This window comes from Leifsonia sp. ALI-44-B (assembly GCF_001984125.1).
Taxonomy (GTDB): domain Bacteria; phylum Actinomycetota; class Actinomycetes; order Actinomycetales; family Microbacteriaceae; genus Okibacterium.
Genome location: NZ_MTQL01000006.1, coordinates 992060 through 1016662 on the forward strand (window position 1 = coordinate 992060; position 24603 = coordinate 1016662).

Annotated in this window: 24 protein-coding genes; 8 read left to right on the forward strand and 16 right to left on the reverse strand. The window is 68.6% G+C overall.

Annotated elements, in window-relative coordinates; all coding sequences use genetic code 11:
* Nucleotides 1-49: 49 nt before the first annotated feature.
* The 3 genes from ALI44B_RS05630 to ALI44B_RS05640 are packed head-to-tail and all read right to left on the reverse strand — an operon-like array spanning nucleotide 50 to nucleotide 3419.
* Nucleotides 50-1477, reverse strand: a complete 1428-nt coding sequence (locus tag ALI44B_RS05630) for a glycosyltransferase family 2 protein (protein ID WP_083709574.1) — start codon at nucleotides 1475-1477, stop codon at nucleotides 50-52.
* Nucleotides 1474-2448 (reverse strand): glycosyltransferase family protein, encoded by a 975-nt coding sequence (locus ALI44B_RS05635; RefSeq protein ID WP_077053657.1) that lies wholly within the window; start codon nucleotides 2446-2448, stop codon nucleotides 1474-1476. The genes ALI44B_RS05630 and ALI44B_RS05635 overlap by 4 nt, the downstream gene beginning before the upstream one ends.
* On the reverse strand, nucleotides 2445-3419 hold the full coding sequence (locus ALI44B_RS05640) for a WcbI family polysaccharide biosynthesis putative acetyltransferase (protein WP_083709576.1): 975 nt from the start codon (nucleotides 3417-3419) through the stop codon (nucleotides 2445-2447). The genes ALI44B_RS05635 and ALI44B_RS05640 overlap by 4 nt, the downstream gene beginning before the upstream one ends.
* A gap of 194 nt (nucleotides 3420-3613) precedes the next feature.
* Here ALI44B_RS05640 and ALI44B_RS05645 point away from each other — a divergent pair, with 194 nt between their 5' ends.
* Both ALI44B_RS05645 and ALI44B_RS05650 read left to right on the forward strand, forming a co-directional pair.
* The gene (locus tag ALI44B_RS05645) at nucleotides 3614-4693 is read left to right on the forward strand and encodes a glycosyltransferase (protein WP_179100212.1); all 1080 of its coding nucleotides are present in this window, start codon (nucleotides 3614-3616) and stop codon (nucleotides 4691-4693) included.
* 143 nt (nucleotides 4694-4836) lie between these two features.
* On the forward strand, nucleotides 4837-6210 hold the full coding sequence (locus tag ALI44B_RS05650; protein ID WP_077053660.1) for an L-serine ammonia-lyase: 1374 nt from the start codon (nucleotides 4837-4839) through the stop codon (nucleotides 6208-6210).
* 1 nt (nucleotide 6211) lies between these two features.
* Here the strand turns inward: ALI44B_RS05650 and ALI44B_RS16280 are convergent, their stop codons facing one another.
* The 3 genes from ALI44B_RS16280 to ocd are packed head-to-tail and all read right to left on the reverse strand — an operon-like array spanning nucleotide 6212 to nucleotide 10295.
* Nucleotides 6212-8245 carry a thioredoxin domain-containing protein gene (locus tag ALI44B_RS16280; protein ID WP_077053661.1) on the reverse strand — a complete coding sequence of 678 codons (2034 nt, stop codon included), beginning with the start codon at nucleotides 8243-8245 and terminating at the stop codon, nucleotides 6212-6214.
* Complete coding sequence (gene ctlX / locus ALI44B_RS05660) at nucleotides 8242-9252, reverse strand: citrulline utilization hydrolase CtlX (protein ID WP_202969356.1); 1011 nt, start codon at nucleotides 9250-9252, stop codon at nucleotides 8242-8244. Before ctlX ends, ALI44B_RS16280 begins: the two co-directional genes overlap by 4 nt.
* Before the next feature lie 14 nt (nucleotides 9253-9266).
* Complete coding sequence (ocd, locus tag ALI44B_RS05665; RefSeq protein ID WP_077053662.1) at nucleotides 9267-10295, reverse strand: ornithine cyclodeaminase; 1029 nt, start codon at nucleotides 10293-10295, stop codon at nucleotides 9267-9269.
* A 143-nt stretch (nucleotides 10296-10438) separates the two neighbouring features.
* On the opposite strand from ocd, the gene ALI44B_RS05670 reads away from it, so the two are divergent.
* Entirely contained in the window at nucleotides 10439-10870 is a 432-nt protein-coding gene (locus ALI44B_RS05670; protein ID WP_077053663.1) for an Lrp/AsnC family transcriptional regulator, read from the forward strand.
* A gap of 19 nt (nucleotides 10871-10889) precedes the next feature.
* Here ALI44B_RS05670 and ALI44B_RS05675 read toward each other — a convergent pair whose 3' ends face one another.
* Nucleotides 10890-11636 carry an NADPH-dependent F420 reductase gene (locus tag ALI44B_RS05675; RefSeq protein ID WP_286140743.1) on the reverse strand — a complete coding sequence of 249 codons (747 nt, stop codon included), beginning with the start codon at nucleotides 11634-11636 and terminating at the stop codon, nucleotides 10890-10892.
* Between the two features lie 207 nt (nucleotides 11637-11843).
* On the opposite strand from ALI44B_RS05675, the gene ALI44B_RS05680 reads away from it, so the two are divergent.
* The 3 genes from ALI44B_RS05680 to ALI44B_RS05690 all read left to right on the forward strand — a co-directional run bounded on the left by ALI44B_RS05680 (nucleotide 11844) and on the right by ALI44B_RS05690 (nucleotide 13141).
* Nucleotides 11844-12182 carry an ArsR/SmtB family transcription factor gene (locus tag ALI44B_RS05680; protein WP_077053665.1) on the forward strand — a complete coding sequence of 113 codons (339 nt, stop codon included), beginning with the start codon at nucleotides 11844-11846 and terminating at the stop codon, nucleotides 12180-12182.
* A gap of 162 nt (nucleotides 12183-12344) precedes the next feature.
* A complete protein-coding gene (locus ALI44B_RS05685) occupies nucleotides 12345-12875 on the forward strand; it encodes a hypothetical protein (protein WP_077053666.1) in 531 nt (176 codons plus the stop codon).
* Entirely contained in the window at nucleotides 12872-13141 is a 270-nt protein-coding gene (locus ALI44B_RS05690) for a hypothetical protein (protein ID WP_143459004.1), read from the forward strand. Before ALI44B_RS05685 ends, ALI44B_RS05690 begins: the two co-directional genes overlap by 4 nt.
* A gap of 61 nt (nucleotides 13142-13202) precedes the next feature.
* Here the strand turns inward: ALI44B_RS05690 and ALI44B_RS05695 are convergent, their stop codons facing one another.
* The 3 genes from ALI44B_RS05695 to ALI44B_RS05705 are packed head-to-tail and all read right to left on the reverse strand — an operon-like array spanning nucleotide 13203 to nucleotide 14959.
* The gene (locus tag ALI44B_RS05695) at nucleotides 13203-13994 is read right to left on the reverse strand and encodes a hypothetical protein (RefSeq protein WP_077053668.1); all 792 of its coding nucleotides are present in this window, start codon (nucleotides 13992-13994) and stop codon (nucleotides 13203-13205) included.
* A 12-nt stretch (nucleotides 13995-14006) separates the two neighbouring features.
* Nucleotides 14007-14519, reverse strand: coding sequence for a hypothetical protein (locus ALI44B_RS05700; RefSeq protein ID WP_077053669.1), 513 nt, complete (start codon nucleotides 14517-14519; stop codon nucleotides 14007-14009).
* A 32-nt stretch (nucleotides 14520-14551) separates the two neighbouring features.
* Nucleotides 14552-14959, reverse strand: coding sequence for a MerR family transcriptional regulator (locus ALI44B_RS05705; protein WP_238592090.1), 408 nt, complete (start codon nucleotides 14957-14959; stop codon nucleotides 14552-14554).
* 105 nt (nucleotides 14960-15064) lie between these two features.
* Here ALI44B_RS05705 and ALI44B_RS05710 point away from each other — a divergent pair, with 105 nt between their 5' ends.
* Entirely contained in the window at nucleotides 15065-15766 is a 702-nt protein-coding gene (locus ALI44B_RS05710) for an SDR family oxidoreductase (protein WP_077053670.1), read from the forward strand.
* Nucleotides 15767-15799: 33 nt separating this feature from the next.
* Here the strand turns inward: ALI44B_RS05710 and msuE are convergent, their stop codons facing one another.
* From msuE to ALI44B_RS05740, 6 genes are all read right to left on the reverse strand, one after another.
* On the reverse strand, nucleotides 15800-16393 hold the full coding sequence (gene msuE / locus ALI44B_RS05715) for an FMN reductase (RefSeq protein ID WP_238592093.1): 594 nt from the start codon (nucleotides 16391-16393) through the stop codon (nucleotides 15800-15802).
* Between the two features lie 90 nt (nucleotides 16394-16483).
* Nucleotides 16484-17323, reverse strand: a complete 840-nt coding sequence (locus tag ALI44B_RS05720) for a DUF1684 domain-containing protein (RefSeq protein ID WP_077053672.1) — start codon at nucleotides 17321-17323, stop codon at nucleotides 16484-16486.
* 109 nt (nucleotides 17324-17432) lie between these two features.
* On the reverse strand, nucleotides 17433-18356 hold the full coding sequence (locus ALI44B_RS05725; protein WP_077053673.1) for an NADP-dependent oxidoreductase: 924 nt from the start codon (nucleotides 18354-18356) through the stop codon (nucleotides 17433-17435).
* 107 nt (nucleotides 18357-18463) lie between these two features.
* Nucleotides 18464-19303 (reverse strand): aldo/keto reductase, encoded by an 840-nt coding sequence (locus ALI44B_RS05730; protein ID WP_077053674.1) that lies wholly within the window; start codon nucleotides 19301-19303, stop codon nucleotides 18464-18466.
* Nucleotides 19304-19405: 102 nt separating this feature from the next.
* Nucleotides 19406-19702 (reverse strand): transcriptional regulator, encoded by a 297-nt coding sequence (locus ALI44B_RS05735; RefSeq protein WP_077053675.1) that lies wholly within the window; start codon nucleotides 19700-19702, stop codon nucleotides 19406-19408.
* Nucleotides 19702-20394, reverse strand: a complete 693-nt coding sequence (locus ALI44B_RS05740; protein WP_077053676.1) for a hypothetical protein — start codon at nucleotides 20392-20394, stop codon at nucleotides 19702-19704. The genes ALI44B_RS05735 and ALI44B_RS05740 overlap by 1 nt, the downstream gene beginning before the upstream one ends.
* A 105-nt stretch (nucleotides 20395-20499) precedes the next feature.
* Between ALI44B_RS05740 and hrpA the strand changes: the two genes are divergently transcribed.
* Complete coding sequence (gene hrpA / locus ALI44B_RS05745; protein ID WP_077053677.1) at nucleotides 20500-24552, forward strand: ATP-dependent RNA helicase HrpA; 4053 nt, start codon at nucleotides 20500-20502, stop codon at nucleotides 24550-24552.
* The last annotated feature ends 51 nt before the right edge of the window (nucleotides 24553-24603 follow it).

Genomic DNA, 24603 nt, shown 5'->3' on the forward strand with positions numbered 1-24603 from the left:
CACTAGCCATGCCGCAGCCGCCTAGCCTCAGCGTGCCAGCCCCGGCGGTCTAGCCCCAGCCACCGAGGTAGCCCGCCACGCGAACGTTGGCGGCGACGGGGTGGATGTCGCGAGCCTCGACCTGCAGATCGCGCACGTGTGCGTCGGCACCCCAGCGCTCGAGGCGCCTGGCGGACCGCTCAGAGATCACGCGCACCGTCGATCCGAGATGGACGGCCAGGATGCCCGGGGCCGACGCTTCTCGAAGTGCGCCGATGAGGTCCAACGCAAGGTTGCTCGCGCCAGCCCGCTCGGCGCCGTCGGCTTCCTCGGCAGAGTCGCCGGGCGAACCCAGCTCGACGCGCACACACTCGTCGAGTTCAATGCGCAGGCGACCGATCGGCGCCTCCCCTGGCGCACCGACGCGCGGGTCGCCGGCGAAGACGCTCAACACCGCGGTCGGCACGACGACCCGGGCTTGCGGCAGCACGGCTAGAACGCTGTCCACGCACACGAAAGCAGCGGCGGCACTCGCAGCGGTGCGCAGAACGACGACGGCGTCGGGGACGGCGGTCAGCAGCGCGCGCGGGCGTGATCCGTCCACCGCGATTACCCCGCTGAGGAGCATGGCCTCGGCGTTCTCGGCGTCGCGTCGTCGTCGGTCGTTGTCGTCTCGACCCGCCCAGTCGGCGCCGTCGTGCCAGGCAACGGCCTCGGGCTCGTGGGCGAAGATCGCGCCGGCGAGCCAGGCGCGGTGCGCCCACTCCCAGTCCTCGCCGCCGTAGTTCGAGAAACCCTCGTAGAACCCGCCCGTTTCGGCGAAGAACCACGCCGAGCACGCGAATACGGCGCCGATGATGTGACGGTAGGAGCGGTCATCCGCGTCGAGGAGGTTGCGGGTGCGGTGGTATTCGTCGCGCAGCCACGCGGGTTCGGGCACTTCGCGGGCCGGGCCGGCCTGTTCGACGGGCGTCGAAACGGAGGTGTCGCCGAAGTCGGCGTGGAGGCGGTGGCCGGCGACGACGGTTTCGGGCAGCAGGGACGGGAGGCGCGCCATGCACTCGAGGTAGTGCGGTTCGGGCGCGGTGTCGGCGTCGAGGAAGCAGAGGATGTCTCCGGATGCGTGGGCGGCACCGAGGTTGCGGGCGGCGGCGGCCCTGAACCCCTGGTCCTCTTGCACGAGCAACGTGACGCCCTCGGGAACCGTTGGCGGCACGGGCGATCCGTCGTCGACGACGATGACCTCGACGAGTTCGGGGGCGAGCGTGTGGCGTGCGAGGGCGGCGAGCGTGCGGTCGAGTTCACGCTGCTGGTCGAAGTGCACCACGATGACGGAGACCGTGCGGGCGGGCGGTTCGACGCCGTCCACGAGGTCCCAGCGATTGCCCGGAACCGTGCGGCCGAAGGGCGGCGGCGTGACCGGCACAGCCCGCGCCACCCACTCGGTCGGCTCGGCGGGCTCGGTCAACTCGGTCGACTCAGCGGGCACAAAGCTCATAGCGCAGCCCACCATTCGGCATACGCGCGAGCCGTGTCACCGATCGTCGGGGATGACGGAGTGCCCGGTTCGACCCAGGTGGCGTCGGGGTCGTCGCGCAAATCCGTTATGGCGGCGGCAAGCGCGTGCGGATCGCCGTCATCGAACAGGGACAGGGTGCCGGGGCGCAGCTGCAACATCTCGGCGAAATACGGCGAACGGATGGTGAGGGGGCGTCGGCCGGCGCTGATCCAGTCGGTGAGCGAACCCGACGCCGAGACGTGTTGATGCGCAATCACGGGCACGGCGACGGCCCGCACCAGGGCATCCCGGTCGTCAACGCTCAGAAAACCGGTGCTGCGAAATCGCACACCCGAGGATGCGGCGTGCTCGGCGAGCTCCGCGAGTTCGCGTTCGTGGCCGGGCGATGCACCACCGAGAGCGACGACTCCGGGTCGACGATCGGCAGGCAGGAGCGCGACCGCGTCGACGACCTCGCGGTGGCCCTTGCCGGGGTAGAAGAAACCGAGAACTGCGACCTCGTCTACAGGCCGCCAGACGTCGGGGCGGGGCACCGGGGGCTGAGCGGGCAACGGGATGACGTGGGCCCCGACTGCCTCGCCGAGCGCCTGCTCGAGCAACCGCCGCTCGTGCTCGCTGTTGCAGACGACCCCGGATGCCGCGGCCACGACGCGTCGGTAGGACGCCGTGCGCCGGGCGAACCCCCGCGGCCCGTCGGAGGGCTGCGGCACGTCGTGCAGCGTGACCGTCACGGGGCCCGACGCCGCAAGTCGCTCGATGCGCTGCGCGGCGTCCTCGGCATCGACGCCCCAGAGGCGGTCGGTGAAGTGCATGTGCCGCGCGCCCCGGTCGTCGGACGTCTCGGGCGCGAGCTCGACGGACACACCGAGGGCATCCGCGATCGTGCGGGCATACTGGTCGACCCCGTGCAGCCCGTCGCCGCGGTGCAGCAGGGCGGGCGTACCCCTCACAGGAGGCCCAGAGTGCTGAGCGCAAGCGCGTGCCGCGTGAGCCCGGCCGTGACCGCGTCGGGATGCTCGGCATACCAAGCCAGGTGGGCCTCGCGCAGCTCGACGGGGTCGATGTCGAGGCCGCCGACGGTCCAGGTGGATCGGGCTTCGGCATCCAGGCCCCAGGCGTCGATGACGGCTTGGTCGCGCGGTGCGTGGATGTTGTCGAGCAGCTCGCGCGTGAGGGTGACGGACACGTCGGCGAGACCGAGGCGCGCGCGCACCCGTTCGGCGAGCGCGGTCCAGACCGTGTTGCCCGGGTGGTTGACGGTGCGCATGAGCGAGAAGTCGGGCTTGAGGAAGAGATCGGAGACGACGACAGTGTCGTGCGCCTTCTCGCGGGACCGCAGCTGGCGAATCGACTCGTCGGCAATCGCATGGATCTGGGACTCCGTGACGCTGCCGCGGTCAATGTTTGCGCCGCCGCTCATGCTGCTTCCGCCCATCGAGGGATCGACGAGGCCCGCCCGCCGTGCAGCCTCGGCCACGAGCCGCAGGTCGTGATAGGGCACGACGGGCGGCACGAGCGAGGTATCGGAGGGCGGCCGGATGATCGCCTGGAACGGGTACAACCCGGCGAAACGGATGACCGGAACCGTCGTCGTCCGCGCGCCCGTCGGCAGCAGCGCCCGCATCTGCTCCGAGCCGAGCGGCAGTCCGCGGTAGTCGTCGCGGATGGGCTGCGTGACGAACACGTCGGTGCGCGCCAGGATGCGCGCGAGGAGGGGCATGTCGTCGGCCTCGAGTTCGTGCACGGGCGGGACGCGGAGGAAGCGGACATCCTCGTCGCCGAGCGCCACCCGCAGAGATTCGGCCTGACAGTTGCCCATGATGACGCCGATCGGACGCGCGTCGCCGGAACCGGATGTCTCAACCGACCCGGCACCGAAGAAGTCGTCGTAGTGCGCGCGGTAGCCCTCGTCGTGGGACATCAGACCTGATCTTTCGTATCGAACAGCACGAAGTGTTCACCGCAAGGGGTACACCGCCGAGCTCTCGGTGTCGGGGGTGAGCACTACTGTGAATGGTATCCCGCTCACGTCTTCGGCCAGGAGTCCGCATCACCCATAACGCCCGCATTCGCACGCCCCTGCGCGTCGCGTCGGTCCCCGGCGCACACCCTTATATGGAGAGCCTTTTCCGGGCGCTTCCCGAGGTGATCAGGCTCGCCGACCCCATCCCCGATCCGTCGTTCCCGACGCGCTGGTGGCCGCCCGCGATGATCGATGCGGAATGGGTGCACCGTCACCGGGATGACTTCGACGTGATGCACGTGCACTTCGGCCTCGAGTCGCTGCCCGCCGGCCGCCTGCTCGGCGCGCTCGACGCCCTCGACGCGGTCGGGCGCCCGCTCGTCTTCACGGTGCACGACCTCGAGAACCCGAACCTCGACGTGCAGACGGCGCATCTGCGCGACCTCGACGAGATCATCCCGCGGGCCGACGCCATCCTCACCCTGACGGGCACGGCCGCCGCCGAGATCACGCAGCGCTGGGGTCGCACGGCCCTCGTCGCCCCGCACCCCGCCATCACCTCCGTCGGCGCATCGACCCCGCGCGGGCGACTCTCCGCGGAGCGCATCGTCGGCATGCACCTGCGCGATGTGCGCCCCAACATCGACGCGATCGGCGCCGCCCGCACGCTGCTCGGCGCCCTCGACCTCCTTGCCGCCAACGGCACCCCCGTGCGCGGCCGCATCACGGTGCACGACCGCGTGCGCGACGCCCGGGCCCGCGATGCCGTTCTGGCGCTCGTCGCCGACCGTGCCGATGTCGACGTCGAGGTGGTCTCGCGGCCCAGCGACGAAGCCCTCGAAGCAGAGCTCGCCGGCCTCGACGTCGAGATCCTCCCCTACCGTCACGGCACGCACTCGGGGTGGGTGGAGCTCTGTTACGACCTCGCCGTGCCCGTCGTGGGCACGTCGGCCGGGCACATGTCCGACCAGCATCCGGATGACTTCGAGTCCTACTCCCTGGGCGACAGCGCGTCACTCGCCTCAGCCATCGACCGCTCCCTCGCGTCGGGCACACGCCCGGGCACGGCCGAGCGGGGTCGTGCGATCGTCTCGCATGCCGCCCACCGTCGACGCCAGCGGCAGCACGTGGCCGATGTGCACCTCGGCGTGTACCTGTCTGCGGTCGCGGCGCGCCAGTCGGTCGGCGACACGGCGTTCGCCTCGCTCGACGGCGACCAGCAGACCGCCTGATCTCGGCGCAACTCTGTGCGGTTAGTGACCGCCGAACCGCGTCTTCGTTGTGTCGAGCGGCACAGTCTTGCGTCCTCAGGGCCTGCCCCGTTACACCCGCGAGGCCCCGCGTATAGTGGCAGCGGTACCAGGTAAGGAGCCCCATGGCGGTGTACGTTTCGGCGTTCGATCTCTTCTCGATCGGAATCGGCCCCTCCTCGTCGCACACGGTCGGCCCCATGCGAGCGGCCCTCGTTTTCGCTCAACGCCTGCGCGAGACAGGACTACTCGAAAACGTCGATCGCGTCACGTGCTCCCTCTACGGTTCCCTCGGCTCGACGGGCATCGGCCACGGCACACCCGACGCCATCGTCGCGGGCCTCGCCGGTTTCGCGCCCGAGACGTGCGACCCGGACGACGTGCGCGGTGCCTGGACCGCACTCGGCGACGGCGGCCAGACCATACTCCTCGCCGGCGAGCGACCGGTCACGATGATGATGGCCGACGTGTCGTTCGAACCGCGAACGCGGCTGCCCGGACATCCCAACGCCCTGGCCTTTCACGCCTGGCACGAGGGCGACGCGCTGCCCCTCGTGAGCGAAACCTACTTCTCGGTCGGCGGCGGCTTCATCCACCGCGAAGGCGAAGACAACTCGGATGTCGCAGAGCCCGTCTATCCGCACCCCTACCGCACGGCCGCCGAACTCTTGCAGATCTGCCGCGACACCGGGCTCAGCATCTGCCAGATCGCGCGCGTCAACGAAGAGGCCATCCGCCCGCGCGCCGAGGTGGATGCGGGGCTCGACGCCATCTGGTCGGCCATGGCCTCGTGCGTGGCGCACGGGCTCGAGACCGAGGGCGTGCTGCCCGGCGGCCTCAACGTCAAACGCCGAGCCAACCTCGTGAAGAAGCGCCTCGATGCCGTGACCAACCCGGCCGAGCGCGACCTCGCGACCGAGTGGTTGCAGGCCTTCGCTCTGGCCGTGAACGAGGAGAACGCCTCGGGTGGGCGCGTCGTCACGGCCCCGACGAACGGGGCCGCCGGCATCATCCCGGCCGTCGCCAGCTACTACCTGCGTTTCGTGCCGGGCGCCTCCGCCGACGGCATCCGCCGCTTCCTGCTGACCGCCACGGCCATCGGCTCACTGTTCAAGGCCAACGCGTCGATCTCGGGTGCCGAGGGCGGATGCCAGGCCGAGGTCGGTTCGGCGTGCGCCATGGCCGCCGGAGCGCTGTGCGCCGTGCTCGGTGGGACCCCCGCGCAAGTCGAGAACGCCGCCGAGATCGCCATGGAACACCACCTCGGTCTGACGTGCGACCCGGTCGCGGGCCTCGTGCAGATTCCGTGCATCGAGCGCAACGCCATTGCCTCGTCGACAGCCGTGAGCGCGGCTCGGCTCTCGCTGCACGGCGACGGAACCCACCTCGTCTCCCTCGACATGGTCATCGAGACCATGCGCCAGACGGGCATCGACATGTCGACGCGCTACAAGGAGACGAGCGAAGGCGGCCTCGCGGTCAACGTCACCGAGTGCTGATTCAGAGGGCGGACTCCAGCTCCTCGGCCGTGTGCACGGGCAGCCGGCACACGAAATCTTGGCAGAGGTACGCCGTCGCGCGCGACTCCAGGGCCGTGCGGCCGGCGAAGAGTTCGAGGCCGATCAGGCCCAGCTCGATAGCCGCCGACTGACGCACCGCGATACTGAGGCTCGTGGGCAGGGTGGCGAGCGCGTCGAGGAACGGCGAGGCGTCGGCGGCGGCATCCGGAACCACCACGACGAGCTGCACGAGCGGCCGACGCAGTCGCTCGGCGAGCGCCAACGTTGCGCCGAACGACACCGGGTTGGCGAGGGCCAGCGGCGCGACCCGTCGCACGGTGCGCTCGGCCGCCTGCCGGTAGCGCTCCCCCGCGCCCAGTTCGTAGAGCCGCCAGCAGGCCTGCGCGATCGACGTCGGGCCCGATGGGTAGGCGCCCTCGGAGGGGTCACCCGCCACCGCGAGCCCGTGCGCGCCGAGCAACGGGTCGCCGCCCTCGGGCAAGACGAAGGGGTCGTCAATGTCGGCGGGCAGCGTCGCATCGACGAGCCACCGGGCCGAGATGAAATAAACCGTCTGACCGGTCGCGATGCCGAGCTCGAGCAGGCCGCCCGCGAGCATCCCATAATCTTCGAGCGACGCGGCCGCGTCGGACTTCTGCTCGGCCACCGAGGCGCGCACGAGCTTGCCGTTCAATTGCACGTGGTTCTCGAGCAGGTAGTCGGCGGCCCAGCGCGCCGACTCGATCCATTCGGGATGCCCGAGCAGACGCCCGGCGCGCGCCAGGGCTCCGATCGCCAAACCGTTCCAGCCCGTGAGCACCTTCTCGTCGAGCGCGGGTGCGGACTGGCTGGCCCGCTCGGCGGCGTCCAACGAGTAGTAGCCGCCCTCGACCCGCTGCCCGTCGACGTCGCTCTCGGAGTCTTGCGCGCTCGCGAAGCCTCCGGTCGGCAGCTGCATGACCTGCAGTAGGAACGCGCCGATGCCTTCGGCGGCCTCGCGGGCCCAGTCGGTGCCGGTACCGCTGCCGGTCTCGGTGCCGGTGCCGCTGCCGGTCTCGGTGCTACGCGTCGCATAGATGTCGAGCAACAGCGCGTTGTCATAGAGCATGCGCTCGTAATGGGGGTCTGACCAGTCGCGCTGCGTGGCGTAGCGGAAGAAACCGCCCTCGACATCGTCGCGCAGGGGCGAGGATGCCATGGTGCGCAGCATGCGGTCGGCGAGTTCGCGGCCGTCGGCGCGTTCGGCGAGGAATCCGACGACGGGGGCGACGGGGAACTTGGCTTGCGTGCCGAGCCCACCGAACTGCGGGTCTTCGTGGGCGGCGAGGGCGCGCACGGCGCGGGCGAGCTCATCATCGCCGAGGGCTCGTGACGAGGCGTCACCCGACGACTCCCCCGCGGGAAGCCTCACGGCACCCTCCGTGCGCGAGTCGTCTGCGTCGGCCTCACCCGCGCCCGCCGACGTGCCCGCACCCTCACCGGTCGCCGTACCGTCGGCCGCATTCGCCGCCGCCATCTGCTCGGCGGGCATATCGGATGCCGCCTGAATCGCCTCGGTCAGCTGCCGGGCGGTCTCTTCCACGCCGTCGCGCCGCTCGGTCCACGCCTCGGTCACGGCCTGCAGCACCTGCGAGAACGAGGGGTGCCCCTCGATGGGCACGGGCGGGTAGTAGGTGCCCGCGAAGAACGGTCCCCCGTCGGGGGTCACGAAAACGGTGAGCGGCCAGCCGAGGTTGGGGGTAAAGGCGCCGGCGGCTGCCAAGTAGCTGGCGTCGACATCCGGATGCTCTTCGCGGTCGACCTTCACCGCCACGAAGTTCTGGTCGAGATAGGCGGCGATGCCCTCATCCGAGAACGACTCACGCGCCATGACGTGGCACCAGTGGCAGGTCGAATAGCCGATCGAGACGAACAGCGGCACATCGCGTCGTTTGGCCTCGGCGAAGGCCTCCTCGCCCCATGGATACCAATTGACCGGGTTTTCGGCATGCTGGCGCAGGTACGGGCTGATGGCGGATGCGAGCCGGTTCGTCATACCCCCAGAGTAGGGACGGGCTCCCGTCGGGCCAAGGGACTTGCGTCGAATGCCTGAGCTTGCTTCACGGCTGGCCGCGCCGGTCGCGCGTCGAGGTGGATGCCCGCCAACATGCAGCGCACCGACCCGCCCGCGAGCTCGATGGTGGGCACGTCGAGTGCAACCACGCGGCAGCTGCGTTCGATGACGGCGAGTTGGTCCGGCCGCAGGCTGCGGTGTGCGCGTGACGACAGGGCCAGGATGCGTTCCCCCGACGCCGTGCGCAACTCCATGGCGTTGCCCGCGAAGTCGCGCACCTGGCCGAAGTCGAGGGCTATGACATCCCGACCGTGTGAGGCGATGCGCTCGGAGACCTCGGCCCGGCGCGCAGCCGACGTGATGAGGTCGAGGCCGATGAGCGCGAAGTCGGTGGCGATGCACATCATGACGTTGGTGTGGTAGATCGGCACAGCCTCGGGGTCGGCCGCGTCGAACACCATGGGTTCGTAGCCGAAGTCGGCGCAGAACCGTTCGAGCGCGATCGGGTCGGCGCGGTGCGACCGGGCCACGTAGGCGACGCGCGCGGCGTGATCGAGCACCATGGCGCCCGTGCCCTCGAGAAACGTGTCGTCGTACTCGAGACCCGAATAATCGATCACGTTCTGCACGCGGTAGTCCCGCTTCAGCATCTCGATCACGTCGCCGCGCCGCTCGCCGCGCCGGTTGGGCGCATACATGGGGAAGAGCCCGACGTGCCCGCCCGCGTGCGTCGACAACCAGTTGTTCGGGAACACGCTGTCGGGGCGGTCGGGTCGCGGGTCGTCGAATAGGTGCACGCGCACGCCGGCCGCCTCGAGGATGCCGGCGGCGCGCGTCACCTCGTCGTGCGCCGTGCTGGCGACGAGCGGTTCGGCCGCCTCGGGCACGCCGCCCGTCACCTGGAACACGTTGTCGGCCGCGGTCAGCGGATTGGGCGTGAAGTGGTGCGGGCGGATCATGACGACCGCCCGCGGAGCCTGGACGCTCACCGGTGTCGGTCGTTTCAGCCGACGGGCGAGAGCTGGCCGACGAGCCCGAACAGGTCCTTCGGGTCTTCGGGCGCGGCCACGAGGTCGATGTCCTCGAAGAATTCGGTGCCGTCGACGGCGTCGCGCAGATAGCGCAGAGCCGAGAAGTCCTCGATCGCGAAGCCCACCGAGTCGAAGATCGTGATCTGCTCGGGCGACGTGCGGCCGGGGTGTTCGCCGGCGACGACGCGCCAGAATTCGGTCACCGGGAACGCGGGCGACATCTGCTGGATCTCACCCTCGATGCGCGTCTGCGCCTCGAACTCGATGAACACGTCGCCGCGCTCGAGAATGGCCGGGTCGAGCTCGGTCTTGCCGGGGCAGTCACCGCCGATGGCGTTGAGGTGCACGCCGGGGGCGACGAGGTCGTCGGTGAGCACGGTTGCGAGGGCCTTGTCGGCCGTGCACGTGGTGATCACGTCAGCGCCATCGACCGCGTCGGCAGCGCTCGTGGCGATGACGACGTCGAAGCCGAGCGGGGTCAGGTTGCGGGCAACCTTCTCCATGGCGGCGGGGTCGGTGTCCCAGAGGCGCACGTGCTCGATGCCGAGGGCTGCTCGCATCCCGAGCGCTTGGAATTCGGCCTGGCTGCCCGCGCCGATGAGGGCGAGGGTGCGCGAGTCGGGGCGTGCGAGATATTTGGCGAAGAAGGCGGATGTCGCGGCCGTGCGCAGCGCCGTGAGCAACGTCATCTCGGCCAGGAACGTCGGGTAGCCGTTGTGCACATCGGCCAGAACGCCGAATGCCGTCACCGTCTGGAAGCCGCGCGCGGGGTTCGACGGGTGACCGTTGACGTATTTGAACGCGTAGGTCTCGCCGTCGCTCGTCGGCATGAGCTCGATCACGCCGAAGGGCGTGTGGCTGGCGACGCGCGGCGACTTGTCGAAGCTGTTCCAGCGGGCGAAGTCTGCCTCGACATAGTCGATCATTCCTCGGATGATGCGCTCGGGGCCGGTGGTCGACACCCACCGCACCATGTTCTTCACGTCGACGAATCGGGTCATCGGGGTTCCCTTTCTCACGGCGGGGCCGGAGAACCCCGTCCCCTCGACGCTATTCCTAGGCGATATGCACGCTCAATATGCTGAGTGCGGTACATCTGCGTCATCACTGCACACAGTGCTCGCTGCCGACATACACTGTGACAATGGCCCAGCTGGATGACCTCGACCGACGCCTCCTCGCCGAACTCCGTGCCGACGGCCGCGCGCCCGTGGCCGAGCTCGCGCGCACCCTGCATGTGGCCCGCGCAACCGTGACCAGCCGGCTCGATCGGCTCATCGCATCCGGAACCGTCGTCGGTTTCACCGTGCGCGTGCGCGACGAGGTCGAGGCGGGCAGCGTGCAGGCCGTGGCGTTCATCGAGGTGGAGGGTCGCTCGACGGACCACGTCATCCGCGAGCTGCGCGGCTTTCCCGAGATCAGCTCGCTGCACACGACCAACGGCGGCTGGGACCTCGTGGCCGAACTGCGCGCCGAGACGCTGCTCGACTTCGACCGCGTGCTGGGCGCCATCCGCCGCATCGAGGGCGTCATCAACAGCGAGACGAGCCTGCTGCTGAGCTCGGTGCTGCGCTGAAGTTTCTCGCGCGGGAGGGCTAGAAGACGCGCTTGGAGACGTCGACCGGGGTCGCTGCAGCGAGCGTCGACGAGACCGTGTCAGCCGGAGTGACTCCGGGCACCGAGGACATCAGCTCGGAGTCGGGCGTGGCCGGGTCGGCGAGATACATGCGCGTGTAGGCGGCCGACTCCGGTTCGAAGCGCCAGCTATCGGCGATCGAGCCGGCATCCACGGTGTCGAAACCGAGCTCGTCGATGATTCGTGCCGCTTCGAGCTTGGCTTCGGCGTCATCTGACGCGATCGGCAGGGCTGAGCGATCTGCCGCGCCCTGTGACCGAGCGAGCAGCGGGATGTGGTGGGCGAGGATGTTGTTGAACGCCTTCACGTAGCGCGTCTCCCCCAGCCATCCGCGCACGAGCTCGCTAGTGGTCACGTCACCGGCGTCGAGCTCGGCGATCCGACCGTCCCGCGAGGGGTAGTAGTTGCTGGTGTCGAGGACGATCTTGTCGTTGAGCAACCCGTCGGCGAGGCCCCGCACCGCGGGCAGTGGGATCGAGAGCACGACGGCGTCGCCGACACGGGCGGCCTCATCGACCTCGGCGGCGCGGGCGAGCGGGCTGAGCTCGGCGATGAGGTCCGCGAGCGATTCGGGGCCCCGTGAGTTCGCGATGACGACGTTCATGCCTGCCGCGACGGTGAGGCGCGCCACGGCCGATCCGATGTTGCCGCTTCCGATGATTGCCAGTGTCGACATGAGATCTTCTTTCTCTCTGCTTGAGGTGATGCGCGCGCTGTCCGTCGTGCGCGCTGAGCGCGGTGCTGACTGAGCGCGGTGGGCGCGAGCCCGCTCCGACTCAGGGCACCGCGACGCCTTGTTCGGTGGACGAGCTTCACCCGATCGGGCAAGATGTACATGACACCGCGTACATCAACCGTATCCCATGTACGCACCAATGTGAACATGTTTTGGATGCTCGAGAAGGGAGTGTGTATGGCCAGCCGCTTGTCGAACCCCCTCACGATTCCCGGCGAGGACGAGTTCGACCTCTTCGAGGTCATGCGGGCACTGAGCGACCCGGTGCGACGCGCCCTCGTCCACAACATCGCCTCCACACCCGGAACGGCGTGCAGCACCTCCGACTTCGGGGTGTCGAAGTCTGCACTGACTCGGCACTGGCGCGTCCTGAGGGAGGCCGGCATCATCCGCCAAGAGGTCGACGGCACGCGTCACCGCAACTGGCTGCGCGACGAAGAACTCGACCGTCGCTTCCCCGGCCTGCTGGCCCTCGTCCTGCAGGAACACGAGGCCGAGCTGCATCGATCGAGCTAGCCGCGTGCCGCCTCGCGCGTGAACCTCTAAGCGAGAGGCGCCGCCTGGCGAATGGCGCAGCACAGCGAATGGCGTCGCAGAGGGCAGTCCTGCCCATGTGCACGTTGCGCCGGCCGCACTACGTTTGACGCACCAGCCAGGTGAATCAGCGAGGAGCCGACAGTGACGAAGAAGCGATCGGTCCTCGGCACCCTGGGCTGGGTGGCAATCTGCCTCGGCATCATCGGGATGCTCGGCGCCCTCGCCATGCTGGCCGCTCCCGGCCTGAGCACGGCCGCGCCGGTTGCCTTCGGCGAGCGCCTGACCGTCGACGTCTCGGCAGGTGACCACGCGGTCTATGTCACGCCATCCGAGGAGTCGGGCTCGATCACCTGCACGGGCGAGGTCGCCGGCGACGAGCTCAGGCTGAGGCCGGACATGACGCAGGAGTCCCTCTTTTTCCCGGTGGCTTGGGATGCGCGAGGCAGCTTCGTCGCAGAACGCGCTGGCCTCGTCATCCTCTCGTGCGACGGGCCCGTCAAGGGCGCAGCCTTCACGATCGGCCCGGTCGTGTCGTTCTGGCACGTCGCGGGGGCGACCCTGCTCGGCATCGCCTCGCTCATGGTGGCCTTGACGGGTGGCGCCCTCTTGTTCTGCGCAGCCGTAACGCGCCGACGCGCGCGCACAATAAATGGGGGTGGGACATGTTCATGAGGCGCGGAAAAACCACCGACGGCTGGGCGATCATCGGCTTCGGAATCTTCGCCATCATCGTTTCCGCCACCTGGTACGCCGGATGGTGGGGGTCTACGCCCTCGGGCAGCCGCTCGCAGCTCTTTGCCTATCTCGGCCTTCCACTCGGCATCATCGCAATCATCGCCGGCATCGTGAGCCTCTACCGCGACGGCCGTCGCGCTGAAGAACAGCGCGAGCGGGAGGACGAGGATGAGCGGTCGTCTGGAGCGGCTGGCGGGTCCTGAGAACCTGCCCAGCCGCAACCGCGTCACGCACGCGTGCACCGTCGGACCGCATCCGAGCCCGTCAGCGCAAACGGGCGGCGACGGGGTCCGGCTGTTTGTCAGCGGCGAGGGCAAGCGCGCGCCAGCCGGCTGAGAAGTTCTGCGGCAGGTCGTCGTGACTCGGCCAATTCGGCAGGCGGGCGGCGAGATAGAACCCACAGTCGCGCCAGGTGGCGTCTTTCCGGCGAAAACGCGTCACCGAGTAGATGAGCGGGCGGCGGGGCATGGCCCGCGTCGCCGGCACCATGTGGGGCATCAGTCGGCTCAGCACGTCGCCAGTCGGCAGCTCAGGGCCCGACCAGTTCAGCCATTCGAGGCTGGGGGCGTCGCCGTATCGCGAACGCCGCACACCGGCCACGCGGAACAGGACCAGTCGGCCGTCCGCGGTCGTGTAGCTGAGGACATCTCCGGCCGTCAGCTCGGTTTCGATGTGACGCCAGGGGCGCCGCACGCGCTTCGAGGCCGGCTGGGGCCCGGTGAGCTGGGTGCGCAACTTCTGCAGGGCCGCCTGACGACGAGCGAGCTCGGTGGTTCCCGCCTCGGCCCAGACGTCGAGACCGTCGCCGCGATTGATGGCGGTCAGCGCGGCATCGCGCACGTCGTCATCCAAGCGCCCCACCTGCGATTGCGCGGCGGCCAGGGCGATCCAGAACTCCGCCGCGGTGTCGTCGCCGACCAGGAGATACGAGAACTGTTCGAGGACGCGTTGCCGGGCCGCGTCATCCGGCAGCTCGTCTTCGAGGGCTTCCCGATACTCGCTCCGGATGTCGGCCGCCGTGTCGTTGGCGAAAACGCCCGCACCCCAAGCACCCATGGCGAGATTATGTCATCTCGGTCGGCGCCAGGACGTGCTCAGCAGCGCCAGCCCCACCACGCAGAACGCGAAACCGACGAACGCTAGGAAGCCCGTGCTTCCGTTCAGAATGATGAGCGCGCCGCCGACGATGAGGGAGCCCGCGCCGATGCCGAGCTTCTGGGCGCGCCGCCGGCGCGAGTGGTCGGGGCGAGGAACACCGGGTTCTTCATAGTCGACGCGACGACCCAACCCGGTGGGAGGCTCGACGGGCACCTCGCCGATGACGGCATCGAGGTTGGAGCCGTAGTAATCGATCCACGACCCGACACCCACCTCGGGGCAGGCCGCGTGAAGCTGCTTTTCGAAGACCGAATAGTCGGCCGGGTCGCGCTGGTACATGAGCGCGCTCGGGCTGATGTTGCGTTGCACCCAGCCGTTGGGCCAGAAGGCGTCGTAGAAACAGACCCGCCGGGGCCGCCGCAGAATGAGCGAGGGACGGACGGACGCGATCGCGCGGATCGCCAGGGGCCGCGGCGAGGTCATCCTCACATCCTGTCAGACCGCCGCCGCGTGACTCAGCGGGCGGCGCTAGCAGCCAGAGCGACCGCATCGTCGAGCGTGGCCGGGCAGGACGCGTCGTCGGGGTGTGCGGCGATCGCGATGAGCGCCGAGAGACGGCCGTACGCCGCCTGCAGGTCGACGATCTTCGCGCCCAATCTGGCCCGCTCGAGGACGAGCCGGTCGGACAGCTCGTCGGCGAGCCGCCCGTCGTCGATGGCGGGAAGCAGTGTCACCAGCAGCTCGCTGCCCAAACCGGCGGAGAAGAGCTGTTGGATGAGTCGCACACGGTCGACAGCCGACGCGTCATACGTTCGCTGGCCCGTGAGGGTGCGCACGGGATGAAGCAGCCCTTGCTCCTCGTAATACCGCAGTGCGCGGGTGCTGACGCCGGCGCGGGAGGCGAGTTCTCCGATACGAATCACGGTGGCCTGTGCTCTCTTCTTCGATTTCCGACTTGCAGTTGACGTTGACGTCAGGTCTTAGCGTGTGCGGGAGGCGGGACATTCCCGCAGGGAACAAGGAGCACCATGAACGTCGAAAACTCAATCGCACTGGTCACGGGAGCGAACCGTGGAATCGGTCGCCACTTCGTCACCGAACTCCTCGCAGCGGGCGCGCAGAAGGTCTATGCCGCCGCGCGCAACCCCGAGTCGATCGAGGTGGACGACCCGCGCGTCGTCCCGCTGCGACTCGACCTGCTCGACGAGGACTCGATCGCGCAGGCTGCGGAACGGGCATCCGATATCTCTGTCCTCGTCAACAACGCGGGCATCACCACGGGCGCCGATCTCTTGAGCTCTCCGATCGACGATATCCGCGCCGATCTCGAAACCCACCTCTTCGGCACGCTGCGCGTGACCCGGGCGTTCGCCCCGGCACTCACGGCACATCCAAAAAGTGCGATTGTAAACATCCTGTCGGTTCTGTCGTGGGTGGCGACGCCGGCCGGTTCGGGCTCATATTCGGTGGCAAAGGCCGCGGAATGGAATATGACCAACGGAGTGCGCGTGGAACTGGCCGGCCGGAACGTGCTCGTGCAGGGCGTTCACCTCGGAGCCGCCGATACCGACATGATGGCTAGCAGCGACGCACCGAAGATCGACCCGGCGGATGTCGCGCGCGCGAGTATCGCGGGCCTGCACGCCGGCGCCATCGAAGTTCTGGTCGACGACCCCAGCCGTTTCGTCAAGGCGGCGCTCGCCGGAGACCCGGCTGTTCTCTACGCGTGAGGCACGCGGTTCAGCTCTCCCTCGCTCGCCCGCCTACCAGGCACCGACGTAACTGGAGACGGGCTCATCGATGGACGCTCGCCGGGCGATGACCGGCAGGCCGCGCGTGACGGCCAACTGGATGCGCTGGATGAGCGCCTCGGAGCGGATCTCGTAGCCATCGAAGTCCGAATTCGACGCGTAGACGCCGATGGGCAGCGTGAGCGCCTGGAAGAAACCGAACAGCGGACGGAACGAGTGCTCGAGGATGAGGGCGTGCCTCTCTCCCCCGCCCGTCGCGGCCAGCAGCACGGGCGTGTCGACGAGCGCGTACTGGTCGACGAAATCGAAGAGGTGTTTGAAGAGCCCGGTGAACGAGCCTCGGTAGACCGGGCTGGCGACCACGAGCAGGTCGGCCTGTTCGATGCGCACGAGTTCCTGCTCGACGCTGTCGGGCAGTTGGCCGCGGTTCAGGGCGCCCGCGAACTCGGGGCCGATCTTCGAGATCTCGATGAGGTGCACGTCGATGTCGATGCGTTCACCGAGCTCGGCGACGATGCGGCGAATCAGCGCCGTCGTCTTACTGGGCTCGTGCAGGCTTCCCGACACGGCAACGACTCGCAGGCGGGACGACACGTTTTCAGACATGTCTCGACGCTAGACCCGCCTGCCCGTGACCGCACGGCGGGCCGCAACACGGCGTAAAGAGCGCCCCGGTCGGACTGTCGTGATCGCCCCCTAGGCGGGCTGCTCGACCAGGTCGAGGTTCTTCTCGCCCGCGCGGATGGGCGTCGTGAGGCGGTTGCCGGCGGGCGGCAGAGGGCACACGTAGAAGTCGCTGAACGCGCACGGCGGCAGGTAGAGCCGGTTGAAGTCCACGCGCACGCGGCCGTCGGCACCCGGCGCGTCGATGCGCAGGAATCGGAAGCGGTAGGTCTCCGAGCCGCTCGTGCCGTCGGCCAGCACGGCGCTGAAACCGCGCGGCCCACCCGTCACAGTCAGCGACACGGCCTCACCGTTCAGGTCGAACGACACGGTTCCGGCGGGGTGCTCCTCGGCCACGTGACCGTCGATCGCCTCGTTCCGGAAGCGGTGATCGGCGTCGGCGGGGGTGAACTCCGCCTCGAACACCCAGTTCTCGTCGGGTTCGAAAGCGAGGATGTCGCGCACGGCGCTGCGCGTGGGAGCATCCGGGTCGATCAGGCGCAGGGCCAGCACGCCGTCACGCTCGAAGTAGCGCAGCCGCTTGTCACCCCAGGCGATCTCCTGGCCGGGCCGCAGCGTCACGCCGTCTCCGCCCACGGTCGCATACGGCTCGCCGTCTTGCAGCACGGCCGAGCCGGTCAGCTCGTCGGCCACACCGCGCACGCCGTCGCGCGTCGCCGACCACACGCCGGGAACCCCGTCATAGGAGGTCGGCTCGTTGGTCAGCCAGTGCGTGGCGGCGAGCGACGCGAGGCCGAGCGGCGACAGCGTGGCGCGCAGACGCGCCTGGTGCCAAGCCGCCCAGCTGCGCCGGAACGCGTCGTCCGTCGCCTCGCCCAGGAAGCTCTCGGTCTGTTCGATGCTGTCGCTCATAGCTGACTCCTCAAATCTCTGCGCCGGTCGGATCGCTGACCCGGCCGCACTACCCTGTCGACTTTCGCCGACCTCCTTATTCAACCCGATCCCGCCGGCGATTATGCCCTCAGGATGTCGTGAGCACGACCTTGCCGCGCACGTGCCCGCCCTCGAGCAGACGGTAGGCCTCGCGCACCTCGTCGAGCGAGAACGCTCGCGCGATCGGCAGCACGAACGATCCGTCGGCCAGGCGTTCGGCGATCTCGACGAGGTCGTCGGGCCGGGCATTGGCGCCGCCAACGCCCTGCGCGCCGATGCGGGCGGCGTGCCCACGGTCGGCGATGGTGTTGATGCGGGCCGGGTCGACGCCGAGCGCGAGCCCGGCATCCTGCGTCTCGGCGCCTGCATTGTCGAGCACGGCATCGACGCCCTGCGGCGCGAGCTCGCGCACACGTTCGACGAGGCCCTCACCGTAGGCCACCGGAATGACCTCGATGGAACGGAGGAAGTCATGATTGGCGGGGCTCGCGGTACCGATGACCGTGGCACCGCGCAGCCGAGCGACCTGGCAGGCAAGAATGCCCACGCCGCCGGCCGCAGCCGATACGAGCACCGTCTCTCCGCTCGCCACTCCCACCGCCCGAACGGATGCCTGGGCGGTGCGCCCGGCGATCGCGAGCGTTCCCGCGACCTCGTCAGGCAGCGCCTCGGGCGTCGGTTGAAGTTCGTGCTCGGGCCCCACGATCACGTAGTCGGCCTGGGCGTAGAACCGGCGAGCGCCGAACACGCGCTGCCCGACCGTCCACTCCGTCACACCCTCCCCGACCGCGTCGACAACGCCGGCGAAGTCGTTCCCGTTGCCCGACGGCAGCTTCACGCCGAAGGCGGCTGCGGCGGGCCCACCCTCGCGCAACTTGTAGTCCACGGGATTGAGGCCGGCGGCGGTCACCCGCACCCGCACCTCTCCGGCGGCGGGCTCGGGGGTGTCGACGTCGACCACCTCGAGACGGTCGACGTCTCCGTACTCGGTGAACTGAACGAAACGAGGCATGAGATTCCTTTCACGTGCGGGGCACGGCCAAAACGCACAAGGGCCGAAACATCCGGTCTGAATGTCTCGGCCCTCGAGAGGCAACCCTCGCGGGCCGCCCGATGAAACTAGTTGACCTCGTTGGGGTGTGCACCCACGCGGCCGTCACGCTCGAGCGCGTCGATGGCAGAAACCTCTTCGGGCGTCAGCTCGAAGTCGAAGATCTCGAAGTTCTGCTGGATGCGCTCGCGGCTGTTCGACTTGGGGAACACGATGTTGTCGTTCTGGATGTGCCAGCGCAGCACCACCTGGGCGGGCGACTTGCCGTGCGCCTCAGCGGCCGCGACGACGGCGTCCTCTTCGAATAGCGGGTACTTGCCCTGGCCGAGCGGACCCCAGGCTTCGATCTCGATGCCGTGCTGACGCGCGAACTGCGTGAGCTCGAGCGACTGCAGGGCGGGGTGCAGCTCGATCTGGTTGACGGCCGGAACGGTGCCGCCGAGGTCGAGGATGTCTTGCAGGTGCTCGACGAGGAAGTTCGAGACGCCGATGGCGCGGGTCTTGCCGCTTGCGAGGATCTCTTCCATGGCCTTCCAGGTCTCCACGTAAAGACCCTTCTCGGGCGTGGGCCAGTGGATCAGGTAGAGGTCGACGTAGTCGAGCCCGAGCTTCTCGAGGCTCGTGTCGATGGCGGCGTGTGCCGACTCGGTGCCCTGGTCGCTGTTCCAGAGCTTGGTGGTGATGAAGAGTTCGTCGCGCGGGATGCCGCTCTTCGCGATTGCGCGGCCGACACCCTCCTCGTTGCCATAGATGGCGGCGGTGTCGATGTGACGGTAGCCCACCTCGAGAGCGTCGGCGACGATGCGCTCGGTCTCGTCGGGGTCGACCTGGAAGACGCCGAACCCGAGCTGGGGAATGGTGGCTCCCGTGTTGAGCGTGAGCGTGGGGACAGTGGTCGATTCAGTCATGTTTCAAGATAAGCACTCGCCCCGCCGATTGATTCCGCGGATGTCTGAGAACCCGTCTTTTCTCGCTGTCAGCGAAAAGCAGCGACCTCCCTTGACAGGGCCTCAGGCGTGCGGCCCGAGCATTGCTCGCAGCGTCTCCATGTAGTCCTCGAACGCGCGCCGGCCCGTCTTGCTGAGCGCCAGGTAGGTCACGGGCGTGCGGCCGTGGTGGGTCTTCTCGACCGTCACATACTGGGCGTCTTCGAGCTTGCGCAGGTGCGTGGAGAGGTTGCCAGCCGTCATGTCGAGCAACTCCTGCAGCCGCGGGAATGACATGCTGCTGTCGGCGTCGAGGGCCGCGAGCGTGGACGTGATGCGCAGACGCGCCTGAGCGTGGATGACGGGGTCGAGGTCGTCCATCAGTTGACCGCCGCTCGAGCATCCGTGCGGCCGTAGCGGGCCACGCGACGGCGCTGGCGCAACACGAGCCAGACTCCGTAGACGAGGAACGCGCCGCCACCCAGCAGCCCCATGACGAGATAGTTGGTGGGGGCGCCGAAGAAGGGCGCGCCGATGCCAACGACGATGATCCAGATGCCGACGCCGAGCATGGGCTTGTCGTTCCAGAGCGCCGCGCCGGCCAGGTAGAGGATTCCCACGACGAGAGAATAGCCCGCCGGATAGAAGAGCGCCGCGAGCTCGGGCGACATGCCGTTGGCGAGCAGGGCGCCGCCGAAGAAGGGGACGGCCATGCACGCGATAGCCCACGAGATGCCGTAGACCGTGCCCTGGAAGGCAACGGCGCCGCGCATGCCACGGCTGGTGCGCGACCCGACGACCGCCGACACGATGATGCCCGCGACCATGAGCACCGTGAAGACGATGCCGGCCGGAACGATGGGGGTGCGGAACCAGGGGTTGCCCTCAGTGGCGGACCACAGCGTGAGGAAGCCGACGAACCAGGCCACGCCCCATGTGAGCACGATGATGGTGGTCGGGCGGTCGAAGACCGAGGACATCTTGTCGCTCTGCTGTTGGCTGAGCCGCAACATCTCGCGGATGTCGGCGGGGGCGTCGTCGGCGCTCGAGGCTGCCGGTGTGTGATTTGTCATGTGTACTTTGTATCGCAAACCAGTTTGTTAAGTCAACAAGTTTGATTTGCGCGGTCGAGCAGCCCGGCCGCTCACTCCCCCGCCCGGCGCATAGAATGGAAGGCTATGTCTTCCACGATCACGTACCCGCCCGAGCTGCCCGTCAGCCAGATGCGCGAAGACATCCAGCGCGCCATCCGCGACAATCAGGTCATCATCATCGCGGGTGCCACGGGGTCGGGTAAGACCACGCAGCTGCCCAAGATGTGCCTCGAGCTGGGCCGCGAGAACATTGCCCACACGCAGCCGCGCCGCCTCGCCGCGCGCACCATCGCCGAGCGCATCGCCGACGAGATGGGCCAAGAGGTCGGCGAGCTCGTGGGCTATCAGGTGCGTTTCACCGACAAGGTGTCGAAGAACACGCGCATCAAACTCATGACCGACGGCATCCTGCTCAACGAGATCCACCGCGATCGCACTCTGTCGAAATACGACACCATCATCATCGACGAGGCGCACGAGCGCAGCCTCAACATCGACTTCCTGCTCGGCTACCTCAAGCAGCTGCTGCCCCAGCGCCCCGACCTCAAGCTCATCATCACGTCGGCCACCATCGACCCCGAGTCGTTCTCGAAGCACTTCGGCGGCGCCCCCATCGTCGAGGTGTCTGGCCGCACCTACCCGGTCGAGATCCGGTATCGCCCGCTGGTCGCCGACGCGGATGCCGCAACCGACGATTCCTCATCATCCGACGGTGAGGGCGGCACACTCGACCCCGCGGATGCCTCGGCCACCGACGACCGCAACTACATCGACGGCATCGCCGACGCCCTCGACGAACTCTCGCTCGAAGCATCCGGAGACGTGCTCGTCTTCCTGTCCGGTGAGGCCGAGATTCGTGACGCCGCCGACGCGCTGAATGCGAAGTACAACGGCTCGCGCGTGGGGGCCACGGGCACGACCGAGATCCTGCCCCTCTATGGGCGCCTGTCGACGGCCGACCAGCAGAAGGTGTTCCAGCCGTCGAAGCGGGTCGGGGTGCGCCGCAGGGTGGTGCTCGCCACCAACGTGGCCGAGACGAGCATCACGGTGCCGGGCATCAAGTACGTGATCGACGCGGGCACGGCGCGCATCTCGCGCTACAGCGTGCGGTCGAAGGTGCAGCGCCTGCCCATCGAGGCCATCTCACAGGCGTCGGCGAATCAGCGCTCGGGCCGGTCGGGGCGCACGAGCGACGGCATCGCCATCCGGCTGTATAGCGAGCTGGACTTCGAGAAGCGGCCCGAGTTCACCGAACCCGAGATCCTGCGCACCAACCTGGCGGCCGTCATCCTGCAGATGGTGTCGCTCAACCTGGGCGACCTCGAGGCGTTCCCGTTCTTGCAGCCGCCCGACTCGCGCGGCGTGAAGGACGGCGTCGACCTGTTGCTCGAGCTCGGCGCGCTACAGAAGCCCGGCGAGGATGACCGGACGCGACGGCGCGGCTCGGGTTCCTCGGCACGCGGCGCTGAGCGTGCTGACAAGGGCGACGCCGGCACCGGCGACGAACGAAGCGACGACACGGCCGCTGAGAAGAAGGCCGCGGCCGAGACCCGATCCGGTTCCGCCAGCGGCACGCGCGCGCACCGCCTGACGCGCGTCGGCCGCGACCTGGCCCGCCTGCCCATCGACCCGCGATTCGCGCGCATGATCGTCGAGTCGAAGAAGCACAACACGTCGCGCGAGGTCATCGCGATCGTCGCGGCGCTCACCATCCAAGATCCGCGCGAGCGCCCGCTCGAGAAGCGTCAGCAGGCCGACGAGCAGCACGCGCGGTTCGTCGACAAGACCAGCGACTTCCTCAGCTTGCTCAATCTATGGAACTACCTCGAAGAGCAGCAGGCCGAGCTGTCGTCGAGCGCATTCCGCAGGCTCTGCAAGGCCGAGTTCCTCAACTACATGCGCGTGCGCGAGTGGCAGGACGTGTATCGGCAGCTGCGTCAGCTGGCCAAACCGATCGGTCTCGACATCCACGAACCGGCCGTCAACCCGGATGGCATCCACCGCTCGCTGCTCGCGGGCCTGCTGTCGCATATCGGCCTGAAAGACCAGACCGTCGCGGCGCCCGTGAAGGGGCGCGGAGCGAAACCCCTGCCCGGCCAGAAGTCCGGTGCCGCGCGCAAGGGCGAGTACATCGGCGCCCGCCACACCCGTTTCACCCTGTTCCCGGGCAGCGCTCTCGCGAAGAAGCAACCCGCCGCCGTCATGAGCGCTGAACTCGTCGAGACGAGCCGCTTGTTCGCGCGCACCAACGCCGTCATCGACCCGGCCTGGGCCGAGCCCATCGCGGGCGACCTGTGCAAGCACAGCTACGGCGAGCCGCACTGGGAGAAGAAGCAGGGCTCGGTCGTCGCGTTCGAGAAGGTCACGCTCTATGGCGTGCCCATCATCCCGCGGCGGCGCATGCAGTACTCGCGCGTCGACCCCGAGCACTCGCGCGAACTGTTCATCCGGCACGCGCTCGTCGAGGGCGAGTGGGAGTCGCCGCAGCAGTTCGACCGCGCGAACCGTCAGCTGCGCAAGGAGCTGTCGCAGCTCGAAGAGCGCACGCGCCGCCGCGACATCCTGTTCGACGACGAGGCCGTCTTCGAGTTCTATGACGCGCGCATCCCCGCCGACGTGTTCAGCACGCGCAGCTTCGAGGGATGGTGGCGCCAGGCCAAGCGCGCCACCCCCGACCTGCTCACCATGCGCCGCGAGGACCTGCTGCCCGACGACGCGCCCGATGTCGACGAGTCGCTGTTCCCGCCCGAGTGGCGCCAGGGCGACCAGCGCCTCAAGCTGAGCTACCGTTTCGAACCGGGCACGGAGGACGACGGCGTGACCGTGACGGTGCCCATCGCGCTGCTGCCGCGGCTCTCCCCCGCCGGTTTCGACTGGCAGGTGCCGGGGCTCCGCCACGACCTCGTCACGGCCATGATCAAATCGCTGCCCAAACACATCCGCAAGAACGTGGTGCCGGCCGCCGACTGGGCGACGCGCCTCATGAACGAGCTGCCCGAGGCGCCGCCGACCCCGGTGGCGACCGACGCCGACACGCTCGCCGCGCGGCTCACCGACTCGATCAAGCGTCTCTCCTACATGGAGGTGGGCGCGGGCGACTTCGACCTCGAACGCGTGCCCGACCACCTCAAGGTCACCTTCAAGGTGGTCGACGAGCGCGGACGACGCATCGCCTCGGGCAAGGACCTGCGCGAGCTGCAGCGGCAATTGGCGCACCGCAGCCGTGCATCGGTGGCCAAGGCCGCCGAGGCCACGCCCAACGCGCTCGAACGCTCGGGCCTCACAAAGTGGGATCTCGACGAGCTGCCCCGCTTCGTCGACGTCAACCTGGGCGGCAACGTGATCCGTGGCTACCCCGCGCTCGTCGACGACGGCGACAGTGTGTCCATCCGCATCCTCGCGACGCCCGAAGAGCAGGCCAAGGCGTTGCCCGCCGGTGTGCGCCGCCTGCTGCTGCTGTCGGTCGCCTCCCCCGCGGCCTATGTGCAGCAGCACCTCACGAGCGCCGAGAAGCTGACCCTCGCCACGAGTCCCTACACGACCACCGCCGCGCTCTTCGATGACTGCCTGGCCGCCGCCGTCGACGATGTCCTGTTCCGCATGAAACCCGACGGCGCCGTGCACCTGCGCGCCGAGTTCGAGGCCGTGCGCCACCGAGTATCGGCCTCGGTCATGGACCTCATGTTCGAGATCGTCGCCCTCGTCGCTCGCATCCTCACGGCCGCGCGCAACGTCGACAAGGCCATCAAGGATGCCACGAGCATGACGCTCATCACGGCGCTCAGCGATGCCCGCGACCAACGCAACGGGCTCGTGTTCCCCGGTTTCGTGTCGGCGACGGGCCTCGAATACCTGCGCCACCTGCCGCGCTACCTCGCGGGCATCGCCTACCGCGTCGACCGCCTGGCCGACAACCCCAACCGCGACCGCGTGTGGATGACCGAGGTGCAGACTGCCACGCAACGCTTCACGGAGGCGGGCGGCCGCATCCCCCTGGCCCCGCACAGCCCACCCAACTTGGCGCGCGCCCGCTGGATGCTCGAAGAGCTGCGCATCAGCCTGTTCGCGCAGCAGCTCGGCACGGCGCAGAGCGTCTCGCTGCAACGCATCTCGAAGGTTCTCGCCGGCGGCAAGTAGCGCCCTGGTGGCGCCGGGAATTCGACACGTGACGACCGGGTTACCCCTGGG

Coding starts and splice junctions, on each gene's coding strand:
- ALI44B_RS05650 (WP_077053660.1), top strand. CDS start 4,837: ATGGCGGTGTACGTTTCGGCGTTCGATCTCTTCTCGATCGGAATCGGC.
- ALI44B_RS05645 (WP_179100212.1), top strand. CDS start 3,614: ATGGAGAGCCTTTTCCGGGCGCTTCCCGAGGTGATCAGGCTCGCCGAC.
- ALI44B_RS05680 (WP_077053665.1), top strand. CDS start 11,844: ATGGCCAGCCGCTTGTCGAACCCCCTCACGATTCCCGGCGAGGACGAG.
- ALI44B_RS05695 (WP_077053668.1), bottom strand. CDS start 13,994: ATGGGTGCTTGGGGTGCGGGCGTTTTCGCCAACGACACGGCGGCCGAC.
- ALI44B_RS05710 (WP_077053670.1), top strand. CDS start 15,065: ATGAACGTCGAAAACTCAATCGCACTGGTCACGGGAGCGAACCGTGGA.
- ALI44B_RS05725 (WP_077053673.1), bottom strand. CDS start 18,356: ATGCCTCGTTTCGTTCAGTTCACCGAGTACGGAGACGTCGACCGTCTC.
- msuE (WP_238592093.1), bottom strand. CDS start 16,393: ATGTCTGAAAACGTGTCGTCCCGCCTGCGAGTCGTTGCCGTGTCGGGA.
- ALI44B_RS05720 (WP_077053672.1), bottom strand. CDS start 17,323: ATGAGCGACAGCATCGAACAGACCGAGAGCTTCCTGGGCGAGGCGACG.
- ALI44B_RS05670 (WP_077053663.1), top strand. CDS start 10,439: ATGGCCCAGCTGGATGACCTCGACCGACGCCTCCTCGCCGAACTCCGT.
- ALI44B_RS05690 (WP_143459004.1), top strand. CDS start 12,872: ATGAGGCGCGGAAAAACCACCGACGGCTGGGCGATCATCGGCTTCGGA.
- ocd (WP_077053662.1), bottom strand. CDS start 10,295: ATGACCCGATTCGTCGACGTGAAGAACATGGTGCGGTGGGTGTCGACC.
- ALI44B_RS16280 (WP_077053661.1), bottom strand. CDS start 8,245: ATGACGAACCGGCTCGCATCCGCCATCAGCCCGTACCTGCGCCAGCAT.
- ALI44B_RS05630 (WP_083709574.1), bottom strand. CDS start 1,477: ATGAGCTTTGTGCCCGCTGAGTCGACCGAGTTGACCGAGCCCGCCGAG.
- ALI44B_RS05700 (WP_077053669.1), bottom strand. CDS start 14,519: ATGACCTCGCCGCGGCCCCTGGCGATCCGCGCGATCGCGTCCGTCCGT.
- ALI44B_RS05735 (WP_077053675.1), bottom strand. CDS start 19,702: ATGGACGACCTCGACCCCGTCATCCACGCTCAGGCGCGTCTGCGCATC.
- ALI44B_RS05740 (WP_077053676.1), bottom strand. CDS start 20,394: ATGACAAATCACACACCGGCAGCCTCGAGCGCCGACGACGCCCCCGCC.
- ALI44B_RS05640 (WP_083709576.1), bottom strand. CDS start 3,419: ATGTCCCACGACGAGGGCTACCGCGCGCACTACGACGACTTCTTCGGT.
- hrpA (WP_077053677.1), top strand. CDS start 20,500: ATGTCTTCCACGATCACGTACCCGCCCGAGCTGCCCGTCAGCCAGATG.
- ALI44B_RS05730 (WP_077053674.1), bottom strand. CDS start 19,303: ATGACTGAATCGACCACTGTCCCCACGCTCACGCTCAACACGGGAGCC.